General features: G+C 41.9%; 13 protein-coding genes, 1 pseudogene and 2 riboswitches. Of the genes and pseudogenes, 8 read left to right on the top strand and 6 right to left on the bottom strand.

Annotation, left to right across the window (positions count from 1 at the left end; all coding sequences use genetic code 11):
* Positions 1–92: 92 nt before the first annotated feature.
* The 3 genes from AC6HZ4_RS20965 to AC6HZ4_RS20955 all read right to left on the bottom strand — a co-directional run bounded on the left by AC6HZ4_RS20965 (position 93) and on the right by AC6HZ4_RS20955 (position 3,095).
* Positions 93–383 carry an ArsR/SmtB family transcription factor gene (locus AC6HZ4_RS20965; RefSeq protein ID WP_497491679.1) on the bottom strand — a complete coding sequence of 97 codons (291 nt, stop codon included), beginning with the start codon at positions 381–383 and terminating at the stop codon, positions 93–95.
* A gap of 433 nt (positions 384–816) precedes the next feature.
* The gene (metC, locus tag AC6HZ4_RS20960) at positions 817–1,986 is read right to left on the bottom strand and encodes a cystathionine beta-lyase (protein WP_497491677.1); all 1,170 of its coding nucleotides are present in this window, start codon (positions 1,984–1,986) and stop codon (positions 817–819) included.
* Positions 1,983–3,095 carry a methionine biosynthesis PLP-dependent protein gene (locus tag AC6HZ4_RS20955; protein WP_497491676.1) on the bottom strand — a complete coding sequence of 371 codons (1,113 nt, stop codon included), beginning with the start codon at positions 3,093–3,095 and terminating at the stop codon, positions 1,983–1,985. The genes metC and AC6HZ4_RS20955 overlap by 4 nt, the downstream gene beginning before the upstream one ends.
* Before the next feature lie 74 nt (positions 3,096–3,169).
* Positions 3,170–3,282, bottom strand: a riboswitch (SAM riboswitch).
* A 216-nt stretch (positions 3,283–3,498) separates the two neighbouring features.
* Positions 3,499–3,611: riboswitch (SAM riboswitch) on the top strand.
* Between the two features lie 296 nt (positions 3,612–3,907).
* Here AC6HZ4_RS20955 and AC6HZ4_RS20950 point away from each other — a divergent pair.
* From AC6HZ4_RS20950 to murG, 3 genes are all read left to right on the top strand, one after another.
* On the top strand, positions 3,908–5,743 hold the full coding sequence (locus AC6HZ4_RS20950; protein ID WP_497491674.1) for a bifunctional homocysteine S-methyltransferase/methylenetetrahydrofolate reductase: 1,836 nt from the start codon (positions 3,908–3,910) through the stop codon (positions 5,741–5,743).
* Entirely contained in the window at positions 5,740–9,138 is a 3,399-nt protein-coding gene (gene metH, locus AC6HZ4_RS20945) for a methionine synthase (RefSeq protein WP_497491672.1), read from the top strand. Before AC6HZ4_RS20950 ends, metH begins: the two co-directional genes overlap by 4 nt.
* A gap of 311 nt (positions 9,139–9,449) precedes the next feature.
* Complete coding sequence (murG, locus tag AC6HZ4_RS20940; protein ID WP_497491670.1) at positions 9,450–10,517, top strand: undecaprenyldiphospho-muramoylpentapeptide beta-N-acetylglucosaminyltransferase; 1,068 nt, start codon at positions 9,450–9,452, stop codon at positions 10,515–10,517.
* A gap of 12 nt (positions 10,518–10,529) precedes the next feature.
* Here the strand turns inward: murG and AC6HZ4_RS20935 are convergent, their stop codons facing one another.
* Positions 10,530–11,027 carry an NUDIX hydrolase gene (locus AC6HZ4_RS20935; RefSeq protein ID WP_497491668.1) on the bottom strand — a complete coding sequence of 166 codons (498 nt, stop codon included), beginning with the start codon at positions 11,025–11,027 and terminating at the stop codon, positions 10,530–10,532.
* Positions 11,028–11,383: 356 nt separating this feature from the next.
* On the opposite strand from AC6HZ4_RS20935, the gene AC6HZ4_RS20930 reads away from it, so the two are divergent.
* On the top strand, positions 11,384–11,560 hold the full coding sequence (locus AC6HZ4_RS20930) for a hypothetical protein (RefSeq protein WP_497491666.1): 177 nt from the start codon (positions 11,384–11,386) through the stop codon (positions 11,558–11,560).
* 484 nt (positions 11,561–12,044) lie between these two features.
* Positions 12,045–13,004: pseudogene (locus AC6HZ4_RS20925) on the top strand (CapA family protein); the annotation flags it as partial.
* Positions 13,005–13,281: 277 nt separating this feature from the next.
* Here the strand turns inward: AC6HZ4_RS20925 and AC6HZ4_RS20920 are convergent.
* Together AC6HZ4_RS20920 and AC6HZ4_RS20915 are read right to left on the bottom strand one after the other, a co-directional pair.
* Positions 13,282–14,871: a response regulator transcription factor gene (locus tag AC6HZ4_RS20920; RefSeq protein ID WP_497491664.1), complete on the bottom strand. Its 1,590-nt coding sequence runs from the start codon at positions 14,869–14,871 to the stop codon at positions 13,282–13,284.
* Positions 14,868–16,688, bottom strand: a complete 1,821-nt coding sequence (locus AC6HZ4_RS20915; RefSeq protein ID WP_497491662.1) for a sensor histidine kinase — start codon at positions 16,686–16,688, stop codon at positions 14,868–14,870. Before AC6HZ4_RS20915 ends, AC6HZ4_RS20920 begins: the two co-directional genes overlap by 4 nt.
* Before the next feature lie 303 nt (positions 16,689–16,991).
* Here AC6HZ4_RS20915 and AC6HZ4_RS20910 point away from each other — a divergent pair, with 303 nt between their 5' ends.
* The 3 genes from AC6HZ4_RS20910 (at position 16,992) to AC6HZ4_RS20900 (ending at position 20,176) form a co-directional block, all read left to right on the top strand.
* The gene (locus AC6HZ4_RS20910) at positions 16,992–17,960 is read left to right on the top strand and encodes a carbohydrate ABC transporter permease (RefSeq protein WP_497491660.1); all 969 of its coding nucleotides are present in this window, start codon (positions 16,992–16,994) and stop codon (positions 17,958–17,960) included.
* Positions 17,960–18,787 (top strand): carbohydrate ABC transporter permease, encoded by an 828-nt coding sequence (locus AC6HZ4_RS20905; RefSeq protein ID WP_497491658.1) that lies wholly within the window; start codon positions 17,960–17,962, stop codon positions 18,785–18,787. Before AC6HZ4_RS20910 ends, AC6HZ4_RS20905 begins: the two co-directional genes overlap by 1 nt.
* 96 nt (positions 18,788–18,883) lie before the next feature.
* A complete protein-coding gene (locus AC6HZ4_RS20900) occupies positions 18,884–20,176 on the top strand; it encodes an ABC transporter substrate-binding protein (protein ID WP_497491656.1) in 1,293 nt (430 codons plus the stop codon).
* The last annotated feature ends 22 nt before the right edge of the window (positions 20,177–20,198 follow it).

Here is a 20,198-nt window from a genome sequence, read left to right as displayed (position 1 = left end):
GCTACAAAAGTAAGTATGTTCTGCTACAAAAGTAAGTATGTTCTGCTACAAAAGTAAGTATGTTCTGTTACAAATAGGAGTGTTGATTTTTCTTAATTAAATAGTACTTGAATGAGTTGGATTACTTTTTCATTTTGTACGTCATAATAAATTTCCAGCCCTTTTCGTTCGCTTGTTACGATTTTAGCACTTTTTAGCTTAGCTAGATGCTGTGAAATCGTAGATTGCGGCATATTTAAGCAAGTGTACATAGTAGATACATTGCTAGCTCCTTTCTCAATCAATCCTTTCACGATGCACAGACGTACTGGGTGTGCGAGAACCTTTAGTAGCTCTGCGTTATTTTCATAGACTTCTAATTCTTCTTGGAACATTTCCAACATGTCTTCCACCTCCGTCTCCGTATATGCTGCAAGTATAGCACATAATATACATAACAAAATTTTAAGATGAATAGAATGGGTTTTGCAAAAAAAAAATTTAAAAATAAAGAAAATGTAAAAAAAGAGAAGGAAATGTAAAAAGGAATTTTATAAAATCAGGAAAAAGGGAGAAAACCGGCTAATTTGGCTGAAAATGAGGATTGTGAAATTTTAATAGTAAAATAAGAGACTTTACATGTGTTTTTATTTTATCTATTTTTCGAGTAATTTTGCACACTGGAATGTGTCTAATTTTTAACGTGATTTCGAAAGAACCCTCCTTCCTCAAGGAGAGCGCAGGGGAGAGGTTCATAGGACAATCGGTTAGAAGGAAAAGTACAGGAGCTTTATCTTTTGAATAAAAGCAAAAACCCAGGTTTCCCCGGGTTTTAGATTAAAGAGATACAGCGGATGCTTTAACTGCCGCAAGTGCTTGCTCCATGTCGCGAATGAGATCGTTCGGATTTTCGAGTCCTGCAGACAAGCGAAGAAGAGAAGCGGAGATGCCGCGTTTTTCTCTCTCCTCCTGCCCCATCGCAGCGTGCGACATTTTAGCAGGGTATGAAAGAATCGATTCTACAGCGCCAAGGCTGACTGCGAAAACTGGAAGCTTAACATGTGCAAGAAATTGCCGAAGCGCTTCTTCGTTTTCAAGCTCAAAGGATAAAACAGCACCTGCATCTGCTGCTTGCGCAAACTGGATAGCATGTCCAGGATGATCAGCAAGTCCTGGATAATAGACGTGCTTCACCTTTGGATGTGCTTGTAAATATGCGGCAATTGCTTCAGCGGCTGCAACGGAGTGCTGCAGGCGGACATGAAGCGTTTTTAGGCCGCGCAGCACAAGCCAAGAATCCTGCGGACTGAGAATTGCGCCAAACGCATTTTGTAAAAAGTAGAGACGCTTTGCCAATTCTTCATCCTTTACAACCGCAAGGCCTGCCATCACGTCGCTATGCCCGGCAAGGAACTTCGTTGCGCTGTGAAGTACAACATCTGCTCCTAGCTCAAGCGGCTTTTGTGAAAGCGGCGTTAGGAAGGTATTATCTACAAATGTTAACGCGCCTGCTCGTTTGGCGATTTCGCATACCGCACGAATATCCGTAATTTTCAAAAGCGGATTAGAAGGCGTCTCCATATAAATGACCTTTGTATTTGGACGGATTGCCGCTTCTACCTGCTCTAAGTCGGTCATATCGACAAAGGTATGGCTAATGCCGTAGCGCGTTAATACCTCTGTTACAACGCGGTACGTTCCGCCGTATACATCCTCGGTAATGACAACATGGTCTCCTTGAGATAAAAGAAGGAATGCAGTTGAGATTGCTGCCATGCCGGATGCAAATGCAAAGCCTCTCACACCGCCTTCTAAAAGCGCGATTGTTTCTTCGAGCACCTCACGTGTCGGATTGCCGGAGCGGCTGTAGTCATATTTCCCAAATCCATCTACATCAAGCTGATGGAACGTAGAGGAGTTGTAAATCGGAACGCTCACAGCTCCTGTACCTGGATCGTATTTAAAACCGTTATGAATTAGCAGTGTATCTTGCTCGTATCTTGTCATGCTTTCACCCCTTCACGCACTGCGATAAGAGCTTGCGTTAAATCTTGAATTAAATCTTCTGCATTTTCAATTCCGACAGAGAAGCGAAGCAGGCGATTACACACGCCGCGCGCTGAGCGAATTTCTTCCGGAATCTCTGCATGTGTTTGCGTAGCTGGATAGGTCATCAAGCTTTCTACACCGCCTAAGCTTTCGGCAAAGGTAATAAGCTTTAAGGACTGTAAGAACGGATTGACCCAGCTTTCATCCGCTAAACGGAAGGAAAGCATACCTCCGTTTCCTGGATATAAGACATCTGTAATGCCGTCAGCATCTTCTAAAAATGCCGCAATCGCTTTTGCGTTTGCTTCATGCTGCTTCATACGAAGAGCCAATGTTTTCATCCCGCGAATCACAAGCCAAGAATCAAACGGACTTAATACAGCGCCAGATGCGTTATGGTAATAACCAATTTGCTGACATAGCTCCTCGCCTTTTGCCACAATCAAACCGCTTAATACATCATTATGTCCGCTTAAGTATTTTGTAGCACTATGGATGACAATGTCTGCACCAAGTAAAATAGGCTGCTGCAGCACTGGCGTATAGAATGTGTTATCTACAATTAAAAGAAGATCATGTTTTTTCGTGATTTTTGCGACAGCGGAGATATCAGTTACTTCCATTAAAGGATTGGTAGGAGTTTCCACGAATACAGCCTTTGTGTTTTCGGAAATTGCCGCTTCCACTTCCGCTAGGTTATGCGTATCAACATATTTAAAGCGAACACCCCATTTATTTTCATGCTCTGTAAATAAACGGTACGTTCCACCGTATAAATCTTTAGATACAATCATTTCGTCTCCTGTTTTAAACAGAGAGAGAACAACAAGAATGGCAGCCATACCAGAGCTGCATGCAAAGCCTTGATCGCCGCCTTCTAGATCAGCAATAGCGTGCTCCAAAATTTTTCTTGTCGGGTTTCCTGTGCGAATATAATCAAAGCCAGTAGATTGTCCAATTCCTTCATGACGATAAGCAGTAGAAAAATAAACAGGTGGATTAACTGCTCCTGTAGCCGTTTCGCTGCGGTTTCCAATTTGAGCTAGTTTCGTTTCTTGTGAATACATGATAGAGTCCTCCTTAAATAAACAAATAAAGCCTTCTTTTTGTGAAAGAAGGCTTTGTGCGCGGCGCGAATACCTTCTTATCTCTCAAATTCTGTTAGAATTTGCTGGAGTTAGCACCTTTTTAACTATGTGTTAATGGTTGCTGAGGCGTCATCAGGCCAGATCCCTCGACCTCTCTGGATAAGAGAAAAATTATAAAATTGTAAATCCTCTATATAATTTATACTAAATGCACTATAAAAATCAATTCCCTTTTTATAATCTTCCGTAAATTCTTTGATTTCAAAAAATGCCATTGACTTAACTGAGGTACACATGCTAAATTAAGTGAAAATTGGGATTTGCTATATGAATACGATAATGCCGATTCTATGTTATCATAACCTTAGATGAAAATATAATGCTCTTATCGAGAGAGGCAGAGGGAAAGGCCCGATGAAGCCCGGCAACCTTCAAGTTTGTATGCTTGAAACGGTGCTAACACCTGCAGAACGAATCTGTTCTGGATGATAAGAGGGACATGAAACCCCCTCTTTCTGTGTGAAGAGGGGGTTTTTTAATAAGAATTAGGCGGTGTCTGCACAGCTAGCCCTTAGAAGAGGAAACCTGCCTGCCGTAAAGGCCAAAAGCGCCTTTCACGGTAAAGAACACACGGAACGCTTCTGTGAATCGGCTTCGCCCGAACTACGGCGTTTTGTGCGTGGGTTGTTTGCCTGTCCTAGCTAAGCAGGGCGCTTGCGCTTTTCGTAGTAGCATTTTCCTTCCGGGAACGGAATTGCACATATATTGACTAGAGAAAGAAGGGGAAGAGATTGAGGCTATTAGATAGATTAAAGGGAGGCATCGTGCTCGGGGACGGTGCGATGGGAACACTTTTATATTCACATGGCTTGCAAAGCTGCTTTGAGGAGTTAAACGTAACGGATCCGGAGCGAATTATTGATATTCATCGGCAATATGTAGAAGCTGGCGCGGATGTCATTCAAACGAATACGTACGGAGCAAACGAAGGAAAGCTTCGCATGCACGGCTTAGGGGACCAAGTCTCCCGCATTAACCGTGCAGCTGTACAAAATGCGAAGCAAGCGGCTAATAAAGACACATTGATTATTGGTACAATCGGCGGTATGAAGCATATCGGCGGTGTTACAATTAATGAGGTAGAACGTGAGTTTATGCTGATGGAGCAGGCAAATGCCTTGCTTGGAGAAGGGATAGACGGCCTTTTGCTTGAAACGTTTTACGATGAAACAGAGCTGCTGCACGCGCTCCGTATTTTACGAAAAGAAACGAATGTACCGATTGTTGCGCAGCTTGCTTTGCACGAAGCAGGACTTACGCAAAGCGGAACATATGCAGAAACGATTTTAGCGGAGCTTCTTGAGCAAGGAGCGGATGTTGTGGGTCTCAATTGTCGTCTTGGTCCTCTTCATATGATTGAATCATTGCAATTGGTATCCATTCCAGAAAAAGGGTATTTATCTGCATATCCAAATGCAGGCTTGCCGAAATATGCAGATGGTCGTTACACTTACGAAGGAACTGTAAAATACTTTGAGGATACAGCGGAGCAGTTTGTAAAGCAGGGAGTACGTCTTTTAGGAGGCTGCTGCGGTACGACACCTGAACATATAAGAGCGATGAAACGAGTGCTTGCAGGTGCTGCACCGGTTCTTGAGAAAGAGCGTCACGTTCGTCCGGCTCCTGTTGTTGTAAAAGAGGCGCCTTCGATTCAGAAGGCTACGCTGGCAGAAAAGGCAAAAAAGGATACAACGATTATCGTTGAGCTGGATCCGCCAAAAACACTGAATACGCAGCTTTTCTTTGAAGGGGCAAAGGCGTTAAAACGCGCAGGAGCTGATGCGGTTACGCTTGCTGACAATTCACTGGCTAGTCCTCGCGTTTCTAATATGGCGATGGGCGCGCTTCTAACTCGTAACGATATTCCGGTACTCACGCATTTAACGTGCCGTGACCATAATTTAATCGGACTGCAATCCCATTTGCTTGGATTATCGGCTTTAGGTCTTCATGAGGTGCTTGCGCTCACAGGCGACCCTGCAAGAGTCGGTGATTTTCCTGGGGCAACATCTGTATATGATGTTTCTTCCTTTGAGCTCATTCGCATGATTAAGGAAATGAATCAAGGACGCTCGCCTTTAGGAAAAACGATTGGACAAGCTACGACCTTCTCAGTAGCGGCTGCCTTTAACCCAAATGTACGTCATTTGGATGCGGCTGTACGAAGAATGGAGAAAAAAATAGAAGCGGGTGCGGATTACTTTTTAACGCAGCCAATTTATGATTTGGACGTGCTCTATAGAACATACGAAGCGACAAAGCATATCGAGCAGCCTGTGTACGTTGGGATTATGCCGCTTGTCAGCAAGAAAAATGCAGATTTTCTGCATTATGAAGTACCAGGTATTACATTGCCTGAGGAAGTGCGCCGCCGTATGGATGGCCATGCTACGCCGCAGGAAGCGGCTCAGGAAGGCATTCGTCTTTCCGAAGAGCTTGTAGATGAAGCAATGAAGCTGTTTAAAGGCATTTATTTAATTACGCCTTTCTTGCGATATGAAATGACGGAAACGCTCGTCCGCTATGTAAGAGAAAAACAAGAGCAAAGAGAGGAACTAAACGCATGAAACCAATCGAACAAGCGCTTGAAGAACGCATATTAATACTAGACGGTGCGATGGGGACAATGATTCAACAAGCTGATTTGAACGCGGATGATTTCGGCGGCGAGGAATATGAAGGCTGTAATGAATATTTAGTTATGACGCGCCCCGATGTCATTGTAAATATTCATAAGGCATACGTTGAAGCAGGCGCTGATATCATTGAAACGAACACATTTGGTGCGACAAATATCGTACTAAGCGACTATAACCTGCAGCATCTGGATGAAGAGCTGAACGTGATTGCAGCGAAGTTGGCAAAGCAAGCCGTGTTAGAGTGCGGCAAGGAAGCATACGTGGCCGGTGCAATGGGGCCGACAACAAAGGCGATCAGCGTAACGGGCGGTGTTACGTTTGATGAGTTAATCGAGGCGTATCATCGCCAAGCGCGCGGCTTATTGCGCGGCGGGGTAGATTTGCTTTTAGTTGAAACAAGCCAAGATATGCGTAACGTAAAGGCTGCCTGCATCGGCATTGAAAAGGCATTTGAGGAGCTTGGCGTGAAGGTGCCTCTTATGATTTCCGGAACGATTGAGCCGATGGGAACGACGCTTGCGGGTCAAACGATCGAGGCGTTTTATCTTTCTATCGAACATTTAAAGCCGCTGTCTGTTGGATTAAACTGTGCGACCGGACCAGAATTCATGCGCGATCATATTCGTTCATTAGATACACTTTCCGAGTGCTATATTTCTTGTTATCCAAATGCCGGTTTGCCGGATGAGGATGGACATTACCATGAATCGCCGCAATCGCTCGCTCATAAAGTAAAGGCATTTGCGGACGAAGGCTGGGTAAATATTGTCGGCGGCTGCTGCGGTACAACGCCGGATCATATTCGCGCGATGAAAGAAGTGCTGGAGCAGTCCCAGCCGCGCAAGAAAACAGCCCGCTCCGGACATGCTGTCAGCGGTTTAGAGTCATTGCAATACGATGACTCTATGCGCCCTTTGTTTGTTGGAGAACGGACAAACGTTATCGGATCTAGAGCGTTTAAACGTATGATTGCGGAAGGGAAGTTTGAGGAGGCGGCTGAAATTGCCCGCGCCCAAGTGAAACGGAATGCTCACGTAATCGATGTTTGTATGGCGGATCCGGATCGTGACGAAATGCAGGATATGGAGACATTTTTACAATATGTAACAAAAATGATTAAAGCTCCGCTGATGATCGACTCTACTGACGAAGCGGTTATTGAACGTGCCTTAACGTATTCCCAAGGAAAAGCGATCATCAACTCTATTAACCTAGAAAACGGGGAAGAACGCTTTGAAAAGGTTGTGCCGCTTGCGAAACGATATGGTGCTGCTCTTGTTGTCGGTACGATTGACGAGCAGGGGATGGCAGTTAGCGCGGAGCGGAAGCTTGAAATTGCAAAGCGCAGCTACGATTTATTAACGACTAAATACGGCATCCGTCCGTCTGATATTATTTTTGACCCGCTTGTATTCCCGGTTGGAACAGGGGATGAGGAATATATCGGTTCTGCAAATGCGACGGTAGAAGGTGTTCGGTTAATTAAGGAGGCTATGCCGGAATGCTTGACGATTCTTGGCGTAAGTAATATCTCCTTTGGTCTTCCTCCTGCTGGACGCGAAGTACTGAATTCTGTGTTCCTGCATCACTGTACGAAGGCTGGGCTTGACTACGCTATTGTTAACACAGAAAAGCTAGAGCGCTTCGCTTCGATTCCGGATGAAGAAAAGCTGCTAAGCGATCGTCTTTTATTTGAAACGAGCACAGAAACACTTGAGGAGTTTACGGCATTCTACCGTGTGGCTAAGAAGAAGGAAGAGGTTTCTCGTGAAAGCTTAACGCTTGATGAGCGTCTAGCGCGTTACATTGTAGAGGGCACGAAGCAAGGCTTATATGATGATTTACAAATCGCTCTTGATGAAGGCCGCAAACCTCTTGATATTGTAAATGGACCGCTGATGACAGGTATGGACGAGGTTGGCCGTTTATTTAACAACAATGAGCTGATCGTTGCTGAGGTATTGCAAAGCGCGGAAAGCATGAAGGCAGCTGTTTCCTATTTAGAACCGCATATGGAAACGGCAGATGTTGCGAAAAAAGGAAAAGTCATGCTTGCGACAGTTAAGGGCGACGTGCATGATATCGGCAAAAACCTTGTTGAAATTATCTTAGCTAACAACGGCTTTGAGATTGTGAATCTTGGTATTAACGTCCGCTCTGATCAGCTTGTGCAGCAGGCGAAGGAGCATAAGCCTGATATTATCGGCTTGTCTGGGCTTCTAGTAAAATCCGCACAACAGATGGTATTAACAGCTGAGGACTTAAAGGCTGCTGATATTCATATCCCAATCTTAGTAGGCGGTGCGGCGCTTACACGTAAATTTACGGAAACGCGTATTTCCCCATCCTATGAAGGTCTTGTATTGTACGCAAGCGATGCGATGAATGGTTTAGATCTTGCGAATCGCCTGCAGCATGAGGAAGAGCGGGAGAAGCTGGCGCAGCAAAAGCAGGAAAAGCTGCAGACAATTGTTGTGAAGGAAGAAAAGGTTGTAGAAATTCCAAAGGAAATCGAGAAGCTTCCGCCAGCACCAGTGATGGTTCCGGATTCTACAAAGCGCGTTGTGCTTCGTGATATTCCAGCATCTCATGTGGCACCGTTTGTAAACCGCCAAATGCTGCTTGGTCACCACCTTGGTGTGAAAGGTCAAGTGAAAAAGCTGCTAAAAGAAGGCGACAAGCGTACGCATGAGTTGAACGATTTAATTGATGAATTGCTGCAGCAAGGCGAATCTTGGCTTCGTCCGCAGGCTGTGTATCAATTCTTCCCAGCGCAAAGCAACGGTCAGGAGATTCTTATTTATGACCCAGAGGATACATCTCGCGTGCTTGAAACATTTACGTTCCCAAGACAAATGAAGGCGCCGTACCGTACGCTTGGCGATTATTTACGCCCAGTTGGAGACGAAATGGATTATGTGGCGTTTTTCTCCGTAACTGTTGGAGCAGGAGTAAGAGAAGTAGCTGAGGAATGGAAGCAAAAAGGCGATTATTTGCGCAGCCATGCGATCCAATCGTTGGCGCTTGAGCTGGCGGAAGGACTGGCTGAACGGACGCATATGCTCATTCGTGACCGTTGGGGCTTCCCAGATCCGGCAAGCATGACAATGGATGAACGCTTCCGTGCGAAATATCAAGGTATTCGTGTATCATTCGGCTATCCGGCTTGTCCAGAGTTGTCCGATCAAGAAAAGCTATTCCGTTTAATTCGACCAGAGGAAATCGGGATTCAATTAACGGAAGGACATATGATGGAGCCGGAAGCGTCTGTTACTGCGATGGTATTTGCTCATCCGAAGGCTAGCTACTTTAGTGTTATTTAATGGCTATTTTCGGGTAGATTACCGCTTTTGCATCTCGTACAGCAGCACTGTGCGAAGAGGCGGGAAGTCAGAAGTGAGAGGTCGACTGCAAGAGGCGAATAGCTTCTTGCTTGTATCGAAACACGTTCTTTTATTTCTACAGCAGCAATTGTTTAGAAAAGAGCCTATTTAATAAGAAAAAGCGCTCCCGCCGCTTGCCAGGAGGGGGCGTTTTTTCTTTCACTAACGCCCATAGTAGGAATAAAACCTTTGAAACTTGACGGTATATAGTATAATGGATAAGGAAATCTGTTCATAAAGGAGCTGCCAACATGAAAAAAATCGTGTTTACAGGCGGAGGGTCTGCCGGACATGTAACGCCGAATTTAGCGCTCATTCCGAAATTACAGCAACGCAGCTGGAACGTTCATTATATCGGTTCAAAGGACGGCATTGAAAAAGGAATTGTAGAGGGAGCGGGTATTCCGTATACAGGGATTTCAAGCGGAAAGCTGCGCAGATATTTTGATTTAAAAAACTTTAAAGATCCGTTTAAGGTAATGAAGGGTATCATGGAAGCATACGCGCTTATACGCAAGCATAAGCCGGATGTTGTGTTTTCAAAGGGCGGCTTTGTCTCCGTTCCGGTCGTAATTGGGGCGTGGCTCAACAAAGTGCCGGTATTTTTGCACGAATCGGATATTACACCGGGACTGGCTAATAAAATTGCACTTCGATTTGCGACGAACATTTTTGTAACCTTTGAGGAAGCGAAAGCGCATCTTCCAAAGGAAAAGGTAATTTACACTGGTTCACCGATTCGAGAGGATTTGTTAAAAGGAAAGCGTGAAAAAGGATTGACGCTGCTTGGATTTACTCCGCGTAAGCCTATTATCATTGTGATGGGCGGAAGCTTAGGAGCAAAGCGAATTAATGAAGCAGTTAGAGCGGCTTTACCGGAGCTGCTGCAAAACTATCAGGTTGTTCATTTATGCGGTAAAGGGAATAAGGATGAAAGTTTAGAAGGAACTGAGGGCTACCGACAATTTGAGTACATAAGCAGTGAGCTCCCTGATGTATTGGCCGCAGCTGACCTTGTCATTTCGCGCGCTGGCTCTAACTCCATCTTTGAGTTTCTCACATTGAAAAAGCCAATGATTCTCATTCCTCTCTCGAAAGCAGCCAGCCGCGGAGACCAAATTTTAAACGCGCAGGCATTTGAGAAAAAGGGGTATTGCCATGTGCTATATGAGGAAAATCTGGAAAAGGATACGTTAATTGAAGCGGTACAGCATGTTCAGAAAAACCGTCTTCACTATAAAGAGAATATGCTGCGCTATTCTGCAGAAAACTGCCTTGAGGAGATTATGGGCTATCTGGAGAATGCACGAAAAAAATGACCTTTTATTGGGTCATTTTTTTCGTGTGCATATTGTTGATTTCAACTCTTTTATTTTACAGTCTATAAGCCGCTTACCCTCATACATACAAGCATACTCATACAAGGCCGAGTGACTGAGGGCATGAGGTAGAAATATGCATAGATTGCTTACGACTCCGTTATTATCCGGGTTGAAAATCCAGGCAAGAGGCTTCCAGTCAAGAATACCTTCTGTCATGGCAACAGGAGTATCATAACAAAAAGAGTCTGGTACTTCAGCAAGAAATAAATGCATGCCTCCATAATATGTCTCATTTTCGCTCCAAGTCACCACACCTTTATAGGTAACAGAAGGAAGAGAAATATGGGTTTCTTCATAGACTTCCCGCAAAACACCAGCCTCTGGTGATTCCCCGGTATTCAGCTTTCCGCCTACCCCGTTCCATAGTCCCATATTTGGTGAAAAGTTACGGTTTAAGAGAAGCAGCTCTTTGCCTCGCTTTATAAAACAAATCGTATACATATACATCGTATATCCCTACTTTATTTACATTCTGTTATAATTATACAATAGGACTGAGTTAGGAAAAAGAAATCTTTCTATCTTGCTTTAGCAATTGTACTTGTATAGCCAAACATCATAATGTGTAAGAAGCAGGAACGGTAAAAAAGAAAAAATAGTCGAATGAAGCAAGGATGTATGCTACAATAGGGATATTTAATGGGGAATTCCAGTTTATTTCACCATCATATAATGTAAAGGCAAGAAGCTGTGAACAGTTGATTGTATTATACAGCATAAAAAAGTATGGAATCGTTACCTTTAGATTTTGGACTGTCCGTTCATTGTTTTCCGGCTCAGGTGAGTGTAGAGGAGTGTAGAATATGGGGATGCATCTCTTTGGAAATATTATTGTCGTTTTATGTATTTTATCTTATATTGGGAGCTTTTTGTTTTGTGCAATCAGCCCTTTTTTACACGAAAGAAAGCTAAAGAGGCTGGAGCTTGCAGCAGAGTTAGCTATTCTATCAGAGAAGCTGTACAGAGAAAACAGAGTTTAGGAGAACATCGTTTGTAATATTTTGATTTTGCCTTTCTTTTTTTCAATCAGCGGGTTGCGGAATTCCTCTTCATTTAACGACATGCAGCAATATGCTGCATATCGTTTCTTCTAGCTTTTGTCTCCTTAGAATTGTTCATATACAAAATTAATCTTGTAATCTATTACATATCTCCCATTTCCTGTTACTAATGTGAAACCGTATTCCGTTACCAACTTTTATGTTATGCTGATAGTAGATTCAAAGAATAGAAAAAGGGGTATCGATCATGATTCCGAGACGAAACAGAACGAGGAAGAGGAAAAAGAAGATAAGGTTGTCACTTTCTATTTTTTTAGTTTCTACGGCTGTTGCCGCAGGAGGAATTTCGTGGTGGTATAGTGCAGGGGGAAAACAAGAGATCGGTGCTAAGCGTACAACAGCTGTAGCAAATGAAGTGAAAACAGAAACTCCTGAGCCTAAGTCTCCAGAGCCGGTTCCGCAGGAGGATCCTGAAATCAAACTTGTTTTTTCAGGGGATACAATGTTTGATTGGGCGCTGCGTCCTGTTGTAGCACAAAAGGGAGCGGATTTCCCTTTTCAATACGTCAAACCGCAAATTGAAAGTGCTGATTATGCATTTGTAAATTTGGAAACGTCATTTACCACGCGCACTCAAAGGATTCCAGGGCAAAAGTTTTGGATTAAAAGCGATCCAGCAACAATCAATGCTATTAAAAATACAGGCTATGATATTGTATCCTTAGGGAATAATCATTCATTAGATTATGGCAGAGGAGCATTACTGGACTCTATTGCCAATGCTGAAGGTGCCGGGCTGCAATACGTGGGAGTAGGCCGGAATGCAGCGGAGGCCTATGCAGCGAAGGAGGTCACAATTAAAGGGAAGAAAATTAAGTTTCTTTCTTTCGTTCGTTTTATGCCAAGTGCAGACTGGACAGCAACGGGCACAACGCCTGGCGTGGCTGGCGGCTACGATTTAAATGTAGTAACAAAAACCATTAAAGAACAAAAAGGCGATGCAGATTATCTAATTGTATATATGCACTGGGGTGTAGAGCAGACAAATACACCGGCTGCTTATCAAAAGGAATATGTGGCAAAGATGACGGAAGCAGGAGCGAATGCGATTGTTGGAAGCCATCCGCACTGGCTGCAAGGCTTTGAATATTACAATGGGGTTCCGGTTGCATATTCGCTTGGAAACTTTCTATTTCCAGAATACGTAAAAGGACATTCTGCTGAAACAGGTGTGTTAACGCTCACGTGTAAGGGAAAGGACATTCAGATGTCGTTCTCGCCATATGTCATTCGCGGCAATCAGATTCAACCGATAGATGGACAGGAAAAGGCTGCGATGTACCAGTATTTACAATCGATTTCCTATGATGTGGAAATTACAGGTGATGGAAAAATCGTAAATAAACGAACTGTTGCACAGTAAAACGAATAGGGCTGCTTCAAAAGGAGTATGATGCACCTTTTGAGGCAGCCCTATTTTGTGCTTTAGAAAAGTATACATTTCCAAGATGGGCAGCGATTTGATGTAGTGAGAAATTTTGAGTATAAAGTATCAGGACTACTCGTTTACTGAACAAACGATAGGAAACTTCATTTGAAACTGGGCCAAGTTGAAAAAATAATACATCGGCGATTGCTTCTAAAACGAGCAGGTATCCTGTTTAAGCCATTTTGCATATTCACTTTTTTAACGTTGGCTGTTATTTGGATTCAAATAGGAGGGAGCGATACTCATTTGGAGTGAGACCCTCGACCTTTTTAAATACTTTACGGAAATATTTATCATCTTGATATCCAATCATATGGGCAATTTCATAAATTTTGAAATCCTTATTTTTTAATAAAGCCTTTGCTCGATTCATTCGAATCTTTACGACATAATCAGAGATATTCTCCTTGAATTCTTGCTTGAATTTCCTTGAGATATACTCTCTGCTTAAATAAAAGCGATCTGCTATCTCTTGAAGCTTTACATCTCGATCGAAGTTAGCCTGAAGGTATTTTTCAATGTCGTAAATAATATTGATGTTTTTCTGCAGCGATCGTCGTTTTATTCTAGTTAAGAAGAGAGAAATCTCTCGTTTTTTTCTTTCAATATATTTTTCTAATTGAAAGGTACCGTTTTGATCGAAGAAAAGGTCAATATGCCCAGTATCAGTCTCTGTTACAGCGGAAGGAAGCTCATATTTTTTAATCCACCGATTGCTTATAACTTGATATTCCTTTTCAAAATGCATAAGCTGTTTTAATGATAAGAACCCGTTTTGCGTAAATTCCTTCGTAATTCGTTCAATGATTTCCTCAAATGCTCCTATTTCACCAGCCTGTACAGCCAGTTCAATATCAGAAGAATAAGCCATTAAACTCTTTACATCAGTCTCAGCTGGAATTTTGTGTACATAGACTTTTTCCTCGTTTGTGCTCAGTATATTACTGTTTAATAAAAGCTGTTTGGCATAATGGTAAGAATCAATCAATTTGGAGCTGTGATTCACTGGGCTTCCTAAGGCGATCGGACAAGACACGTGCAGTACATCCCTTAAAGCCTGATAAATGCGTACTAGCAATTCGGATATTTGCTCAAATTTGTCCCAGAATATAATAATCACTTCGCCTTTATTGGATAAATAACGAAAACCAATACCGCAGTCATTTTTCGTTACTATTTCATTAATCACGTTCAATACAGTAAAGTAGGTTAAATCCCGGTCACCTTGGAATTCTGCAATCGTTCTGCCGCTTATTCTGACAAGAGCAGCCATATAATCTTGGGATAAATGAAATCCAAGCTCTTCATATACGTTTTCCTTAATGGTATCGTTATTTATAAATTTGGTAAGCATTCGATCCCGATAAATCGGCTTCATTTCATTAATTAATTGATGGCTGCTTTGATGTTTCTTTCGCTCAGCTTCTTCTTTTTTCCATTCTATTACCGCATTTTCTAACGTTTGATTTAAAATCTCTGGATCAATGGGCTTTAAAATATAATCAAAGCTCCCAAAGTGAATGGCTTTTCTCATATAGTGATAGTCGTCATATCCGGTTACACAAATCGTCTTGCTCGTTGGGTGTTGTTCTTTAATCTTCTCCAGCAGCTCGATGCCATCCATCTTTGGCATCTTCATATCTGAAAAAATGATAGCTGGTTTATATGTTTGAATGAGAGAGAGGGCCTCTTCTCCATTTGCTGCTTCATAAATTTGATCAATTCCATACCGTTCCCAATCTCCTAGCAGCCGTATCCCCTCCCGAACATGCTGTTCATCATCTACAATTAGTACTTTCATGAGGGTTGCATCTCCTTGCTTAAGGTCTTTGGTATTTCGATCATAACCGTAAATCCGCTGTTTTCATCACTTGTAATGAGCATTTTTGCCTCATTATTGTAGTAAATCTGTAAGCGATCATAGATATTTTTTAAACCAATCGATTCTCCTTGCTTTGTGGTAGTAGGAGATCGTTCTATCAATCCTTGCTGAAGCCTTTTTACCTGCTCGCCATTCATTCCTCTTCCATTATCCGTTATATTAATGTAAACGATTTTGTGGTCCTGCAAATGAGCGTCGATATGAATAAGGGCTGTTTCTGTTTGCTGATCAAATCCGTGCTTAAAGCAATTTTCTATAATTGGCTGCAACATCATTTTTGGTACAAAAACATCTTCTAATTCAGGTTGAATATGCAGTTCATATTCAAGCTGATCGCCAAATCGTTGTTTTTGTAAAGTCAAGTAATCCTTCACATGCTGCACCTCTTGTGCAAACGGTACAATATCATCCTTCATATTTAAGCTATATCTCATAATCTTCGATAAAGAAGTTAGCAGGGAGTATACTTGAACTGCTTTATGCTTTAAAGCCAGCGTACCGATAGACTGAAGGGCATTATACAGAAAATGCGGATTAATTTGTGATTGCAATACCTGCAATTGCGAGCGTTTATTTTCAAGCTCCAATTTATATTCCCGCTGAATCAAGTCATTAATCGTAGCAATCATTAATTTGAAATGCCTGCCGAGCATTCCAAATTCATCGTTTCCTAATGAATCAAAATCAGCTTGAAATTCGCCTTTTTCCACCCTCTTCATATTTGCGATTAATACCTTAATCGGTGAGGTGAATTTGAAGGAAATAACCATAGTGGCCAATACAACGATAATTAATGTAACAATACCAATTAAAATATTAATAAAGGCAGTTTCCCTAGCGCTTTGATATAGAAAATCATAAGGAATTCTTTTTACAATATACCAGTCTTTAAATGGTGCGGAAAACCTCTCATGAACAATCACACCAGAAAACTGCTTATCCTTCCATTCCAAGCTGTGACTTGATAAAGGCGCCTTTTTCACATTTTGAAACCATTTTTGATTATTTTCTGTTCCTATTAACTTTTCTTCAGAGGAGTAAATGATTACTCCATTTTCATTCATAATATAAAAATTTTCCGCTCCTTTCATATATAAACGATCGGCGATTGCACCGAGCTGCGAAAGGTTAATATCAATGGATAAAAAGCCTAAAAAATCTTCGGAGGGGACATTTTTTATTATATTATGAAAGCTTAAAACCTTTTTCTTTTCTGAATCCGGAATAACAGATAAATTGTTATAGCTATAGATTTCATGCGGCGGTTCAATTTCAGTATAGTTATGGGATGTAATTAATCGAAAATAGTATGGATGTGAAAAGACATCCTCATATCTCCCGCGTCCGCTTACATTCCAATGGTAGTTCGTATAGGAGTCCTTTCCCTCATGAATATACAGATGCAATTGTTCAAATTCAGGACGCGTATTATACAAATACAAGAGTACTCTGTTCACTTCTTCCTGGTTTTGTTCTAAATTGCTGGAAATCCCGGCCCTTAAGGTATTCATAAGCGGGTTATATGTGTACAGTGTTGTTGTGATTTGGGCGATATCCTGTAAATAGGTTGTAATATCCTGTTTCCCGCTTTCAATTACATCATGATTGGTTGAAACAAAACGATCCTTAAGAGACTCCTTTGTATGATAGTATGTGATTGCGATGGCTGACCCAAAAGGGAGGACGGTTACAATCATTAGAAAGATAATAAGTTTTTTACGAATACTCCATCCCATATCATTTTGGTTAGTTTAAGGTGTATAGCAGTACAAAACATCATACGAAACTAACCACTCCTCCTTCTCATAAGTCTTTTAAATATTCTAGAGCATACATATGTTTTTTCATTGTAGCATAAATCGGAACCGGTTTTAACTGGTACAGAATCGCTTAGCAACATCTTGACTTTATCAATATTTGCTGCACCTAACAAGAGATCAATTTTAGAGTGTGTTCAATATTTTACACCCTATCGGTCAATGTAAGCCGTTTCATTATTTCTGCTATCCTTTAAAATAAAGATATCGGAGGTGCAGTTGATGAATAATCAGAGTAAATTGGAAAATGCAAATGTGACAACCCTGAATAACGGGAAACATACTAAGGTTTCTGAGGCAGCTACCTTGCTGAAGCAAAGGAAGCTGAAACAAGCAGGATTGTTCGCACTATTTGTTGGGCCAGCCTTTTTAGCCTTTACCCTGATCGTCTTAATTCCATTTTTCACAGGGATGTATTACGCATTTACCGATTGGAATGGGATCACGGGTACCGTGAAGTGGGTTGGACTCGATAACTTTAAATATTTATTTACAGAAGACAAGCAGTTTCAAACATCCTTTTGGCTAACACTTCGTTATACGGTTATCGCAATTATCCTTACAAATGCAGTAGGCTTTGGACTCGCATTGATTGTGACGAGAATGCTGAAAACAAGAAATGTGCTGCGCACAGTGTTTTTCTTGCCGAACTTAATCGGAGGCTTGTTGCTTGGATTTATTTGGCAGTTCATTTTTATCAAAGGCTTTGCATCAATTGGACAGCTGACAGGTCTTTCTTTCTTTAAATTGTCTTGGCTTGGGGATGAAAAAACAGCCTTCTGGGGCATTGTCATTGTCAGCGTATGGCAAGGTGCGGGTTATCTGATGCTAATTTACACAGCGGCTCTGCAAAACGTACCGCAGGAGTTGATTGAAGCAGCAACAATTGATGGAGCGAACCGCTGGCAGGTGCTTCGCCACATCACATTACCAATGGTAGCGCCGGCTGTCACAATCTGTTTATTCCTTACCATTTCATCATCATTTAAAATCTTTGATGTCAACCTATCGTTAACAAACGGTGGTCCATTTAAATCAACAGAAATGTTAGCGCTTAATATTTACACAGAAGCGTTTGTCAACAACCGCTACGGCCTTGGAGAAGCAAAAGCATTAGTGTTCTTTATCGTAGTAGCGCTCATTACAGTGATTCAAGTTACGTACACGAAGAGAAAGGAGATTGAATCATAATGGGAAATAAGTATACTGGAAAATTATTTATCCTTGAAATCATCGCCATTTTGATCGGTCTTGTCTTTCTAATTCCGTTCTATTATGTCGTAACGAACTCTTTAAAATCTTTCTCTGAGATTTTAATGAATACATCCGCTCTGCCATCTGTCCTGCAGTTTAAAAACTATGTGAACGCATTTCAGCAGATGGATTATTTGAAGGTATTTTTCAACTCACTCATCATTACAGTAGCTAGTAACGTTATTATTGTGGTGTTCTGTTCGATGGCAGCCTATATGCTTGTAAGAACGAAAAAGAAAATTAGTAATATCATCTTTATGACGTTTGTAGCGGCGATGGTCATCCCATTCCAGTCCATTATGATTCCGCTTATCAAGGTAGCGGGGAATCTTGGGATGCTCAACAGCATTTGGGGATTGGTCTTTATGTATCTAGGATTTGGATCCGGGATGGCAATCTTCTTGTACCACGGTTTTATTAAAGGCATTCCGGTAGAGCTTGAAGAGGCGGCAATTATTGATGGCTGTTCACCGCTTGGGGTGTTCTGGAGAATTGTATTCCCGTTATTAAAACCGATTACAGTTACGATTATCATTTTGAACAGCTTATGGATTTGGAATGACTTCTTATTGCCAATGCTTGTATTACAAGACCCAGAATTACGAACAATCCCGTTAGCGACGTTCTTCTTCTTCGGTCAATATACGAAGCAATGGGATATGGCACTAGCAGCATTAGTGATCAGCATTATTCCATTATTAATCTTCTTCTTCTCGATGCAGAAGCACATTATTAAAGGTATTACAAGCGGCTCAATTAAATAAGCCGGGAAATGCGGTTAATATCATATGTCTGCCCCATAGGATGGGTAGACATATGATAGAGATAAATTAGATATATATACTAGGGGGTAAATAAACATGAAAAAATTTCCATTCGCAGCAGGTGCATTGTCATTATCTTTGCTTTTAGCAGCAGGTTGTTCTAACGATAAGACAACAGGAGAGAAAAAAGATACTGCCGGCGGAACAGGCGATAAAGTTGTTATTGACTTGTTCCAAGGAAAGGTTGAAATTGCCGATCAATTGAAAGCGCTAACAGATCAATATACAAAAGAGCATCCAAATGTTACATTCAATCTGCAAACAGTGGGCGGCGGTGCAGATGCTTCAGCAGCATTAAAAGCGAAGTTTGCTTCGGGAAGCGCGCCTGATATCTTTACGATCGAAGGCTACCAATCCACTATAACATGGAAGGATAAGTTAGAGGATTTATCTGACCAGCCATGGGTAAAGGATGCATATGAAAGTGCATTAAAGCCAACGACACTAGACGGAAAAATTTATGGACAGCCAGCTAACCTAGAAGGCTATGGCTTTATCTACAATAAAGAATTATTCAAAAAAGCTGGCATTACAGAGCTGCCAAAAACAATGGATCAGCTAGAGGAAGCAGCGAAAAAGCTAAAGGCTGCCGGTATTACCCCATTCTCAATCGGATATGCGGAGTGGTGGGTACTAGGAAACCACGGCTTGAATATGCCATTTACAACGCAGGCAGATCCGGATGCATTTGTTAAGAGCTTAAATGACGGTACAGGTAAGATTGAAGGAAATGAACAATTCAAGAAATACTTCGACCTATTAGACTTAACAATCAAATACGGCAATGCAAACCCATTAACAACAGACTACAACACACAAGTTACATTGTTTGCGAGCGGCGAGGCTGCGATGATTCAGCAAGGGAACTGGATTCAACCAATGCTTGATAAGCTAAAGCCAAACATGGATGTCGGCATCCTGCCAATGCCTCTTAGCAATGACGCTGCTGCTTCCGATAAGCTGGCAGTTGACGTACCAAACAGCTGGGTAATTCACAACGGGGCACCTGAAGCAGACAAAAAGGCTGCAAAGGAATTCTTAAACTGGATCGTGTCCTCTGAAGCAGGAAAGAAAGCAATGGTGGAAGAGTTCAAATATATCCCGGCCTTCAAAACAATTGAAGCAAAAGCAGAAGATATCGGACCATTAGGTGCAGAACTTGTGAAATATTCTAAAGAAGGAAAAACCTTCTCTTGGCAGTTCCCGAAATATCCAGATGGTGCAGCACAGCAATTTGGTGCAACTTTACAAACGTATGTTGGTGGAAAAGCATCTGAAGAAGAGACTATGAAGGCTCTTGATGCAACTTGGGCTAAATTGAAAAAATAATAGATAAGTGACTCAAAAGGAC

The organism is Ectobacillus sp. OTK, assembly GCF_059698935.1.
Note: the sequence above shows the minus strand (reverse complement) of the source record. Positions and strands in the feature narration are given on the sequence as shown.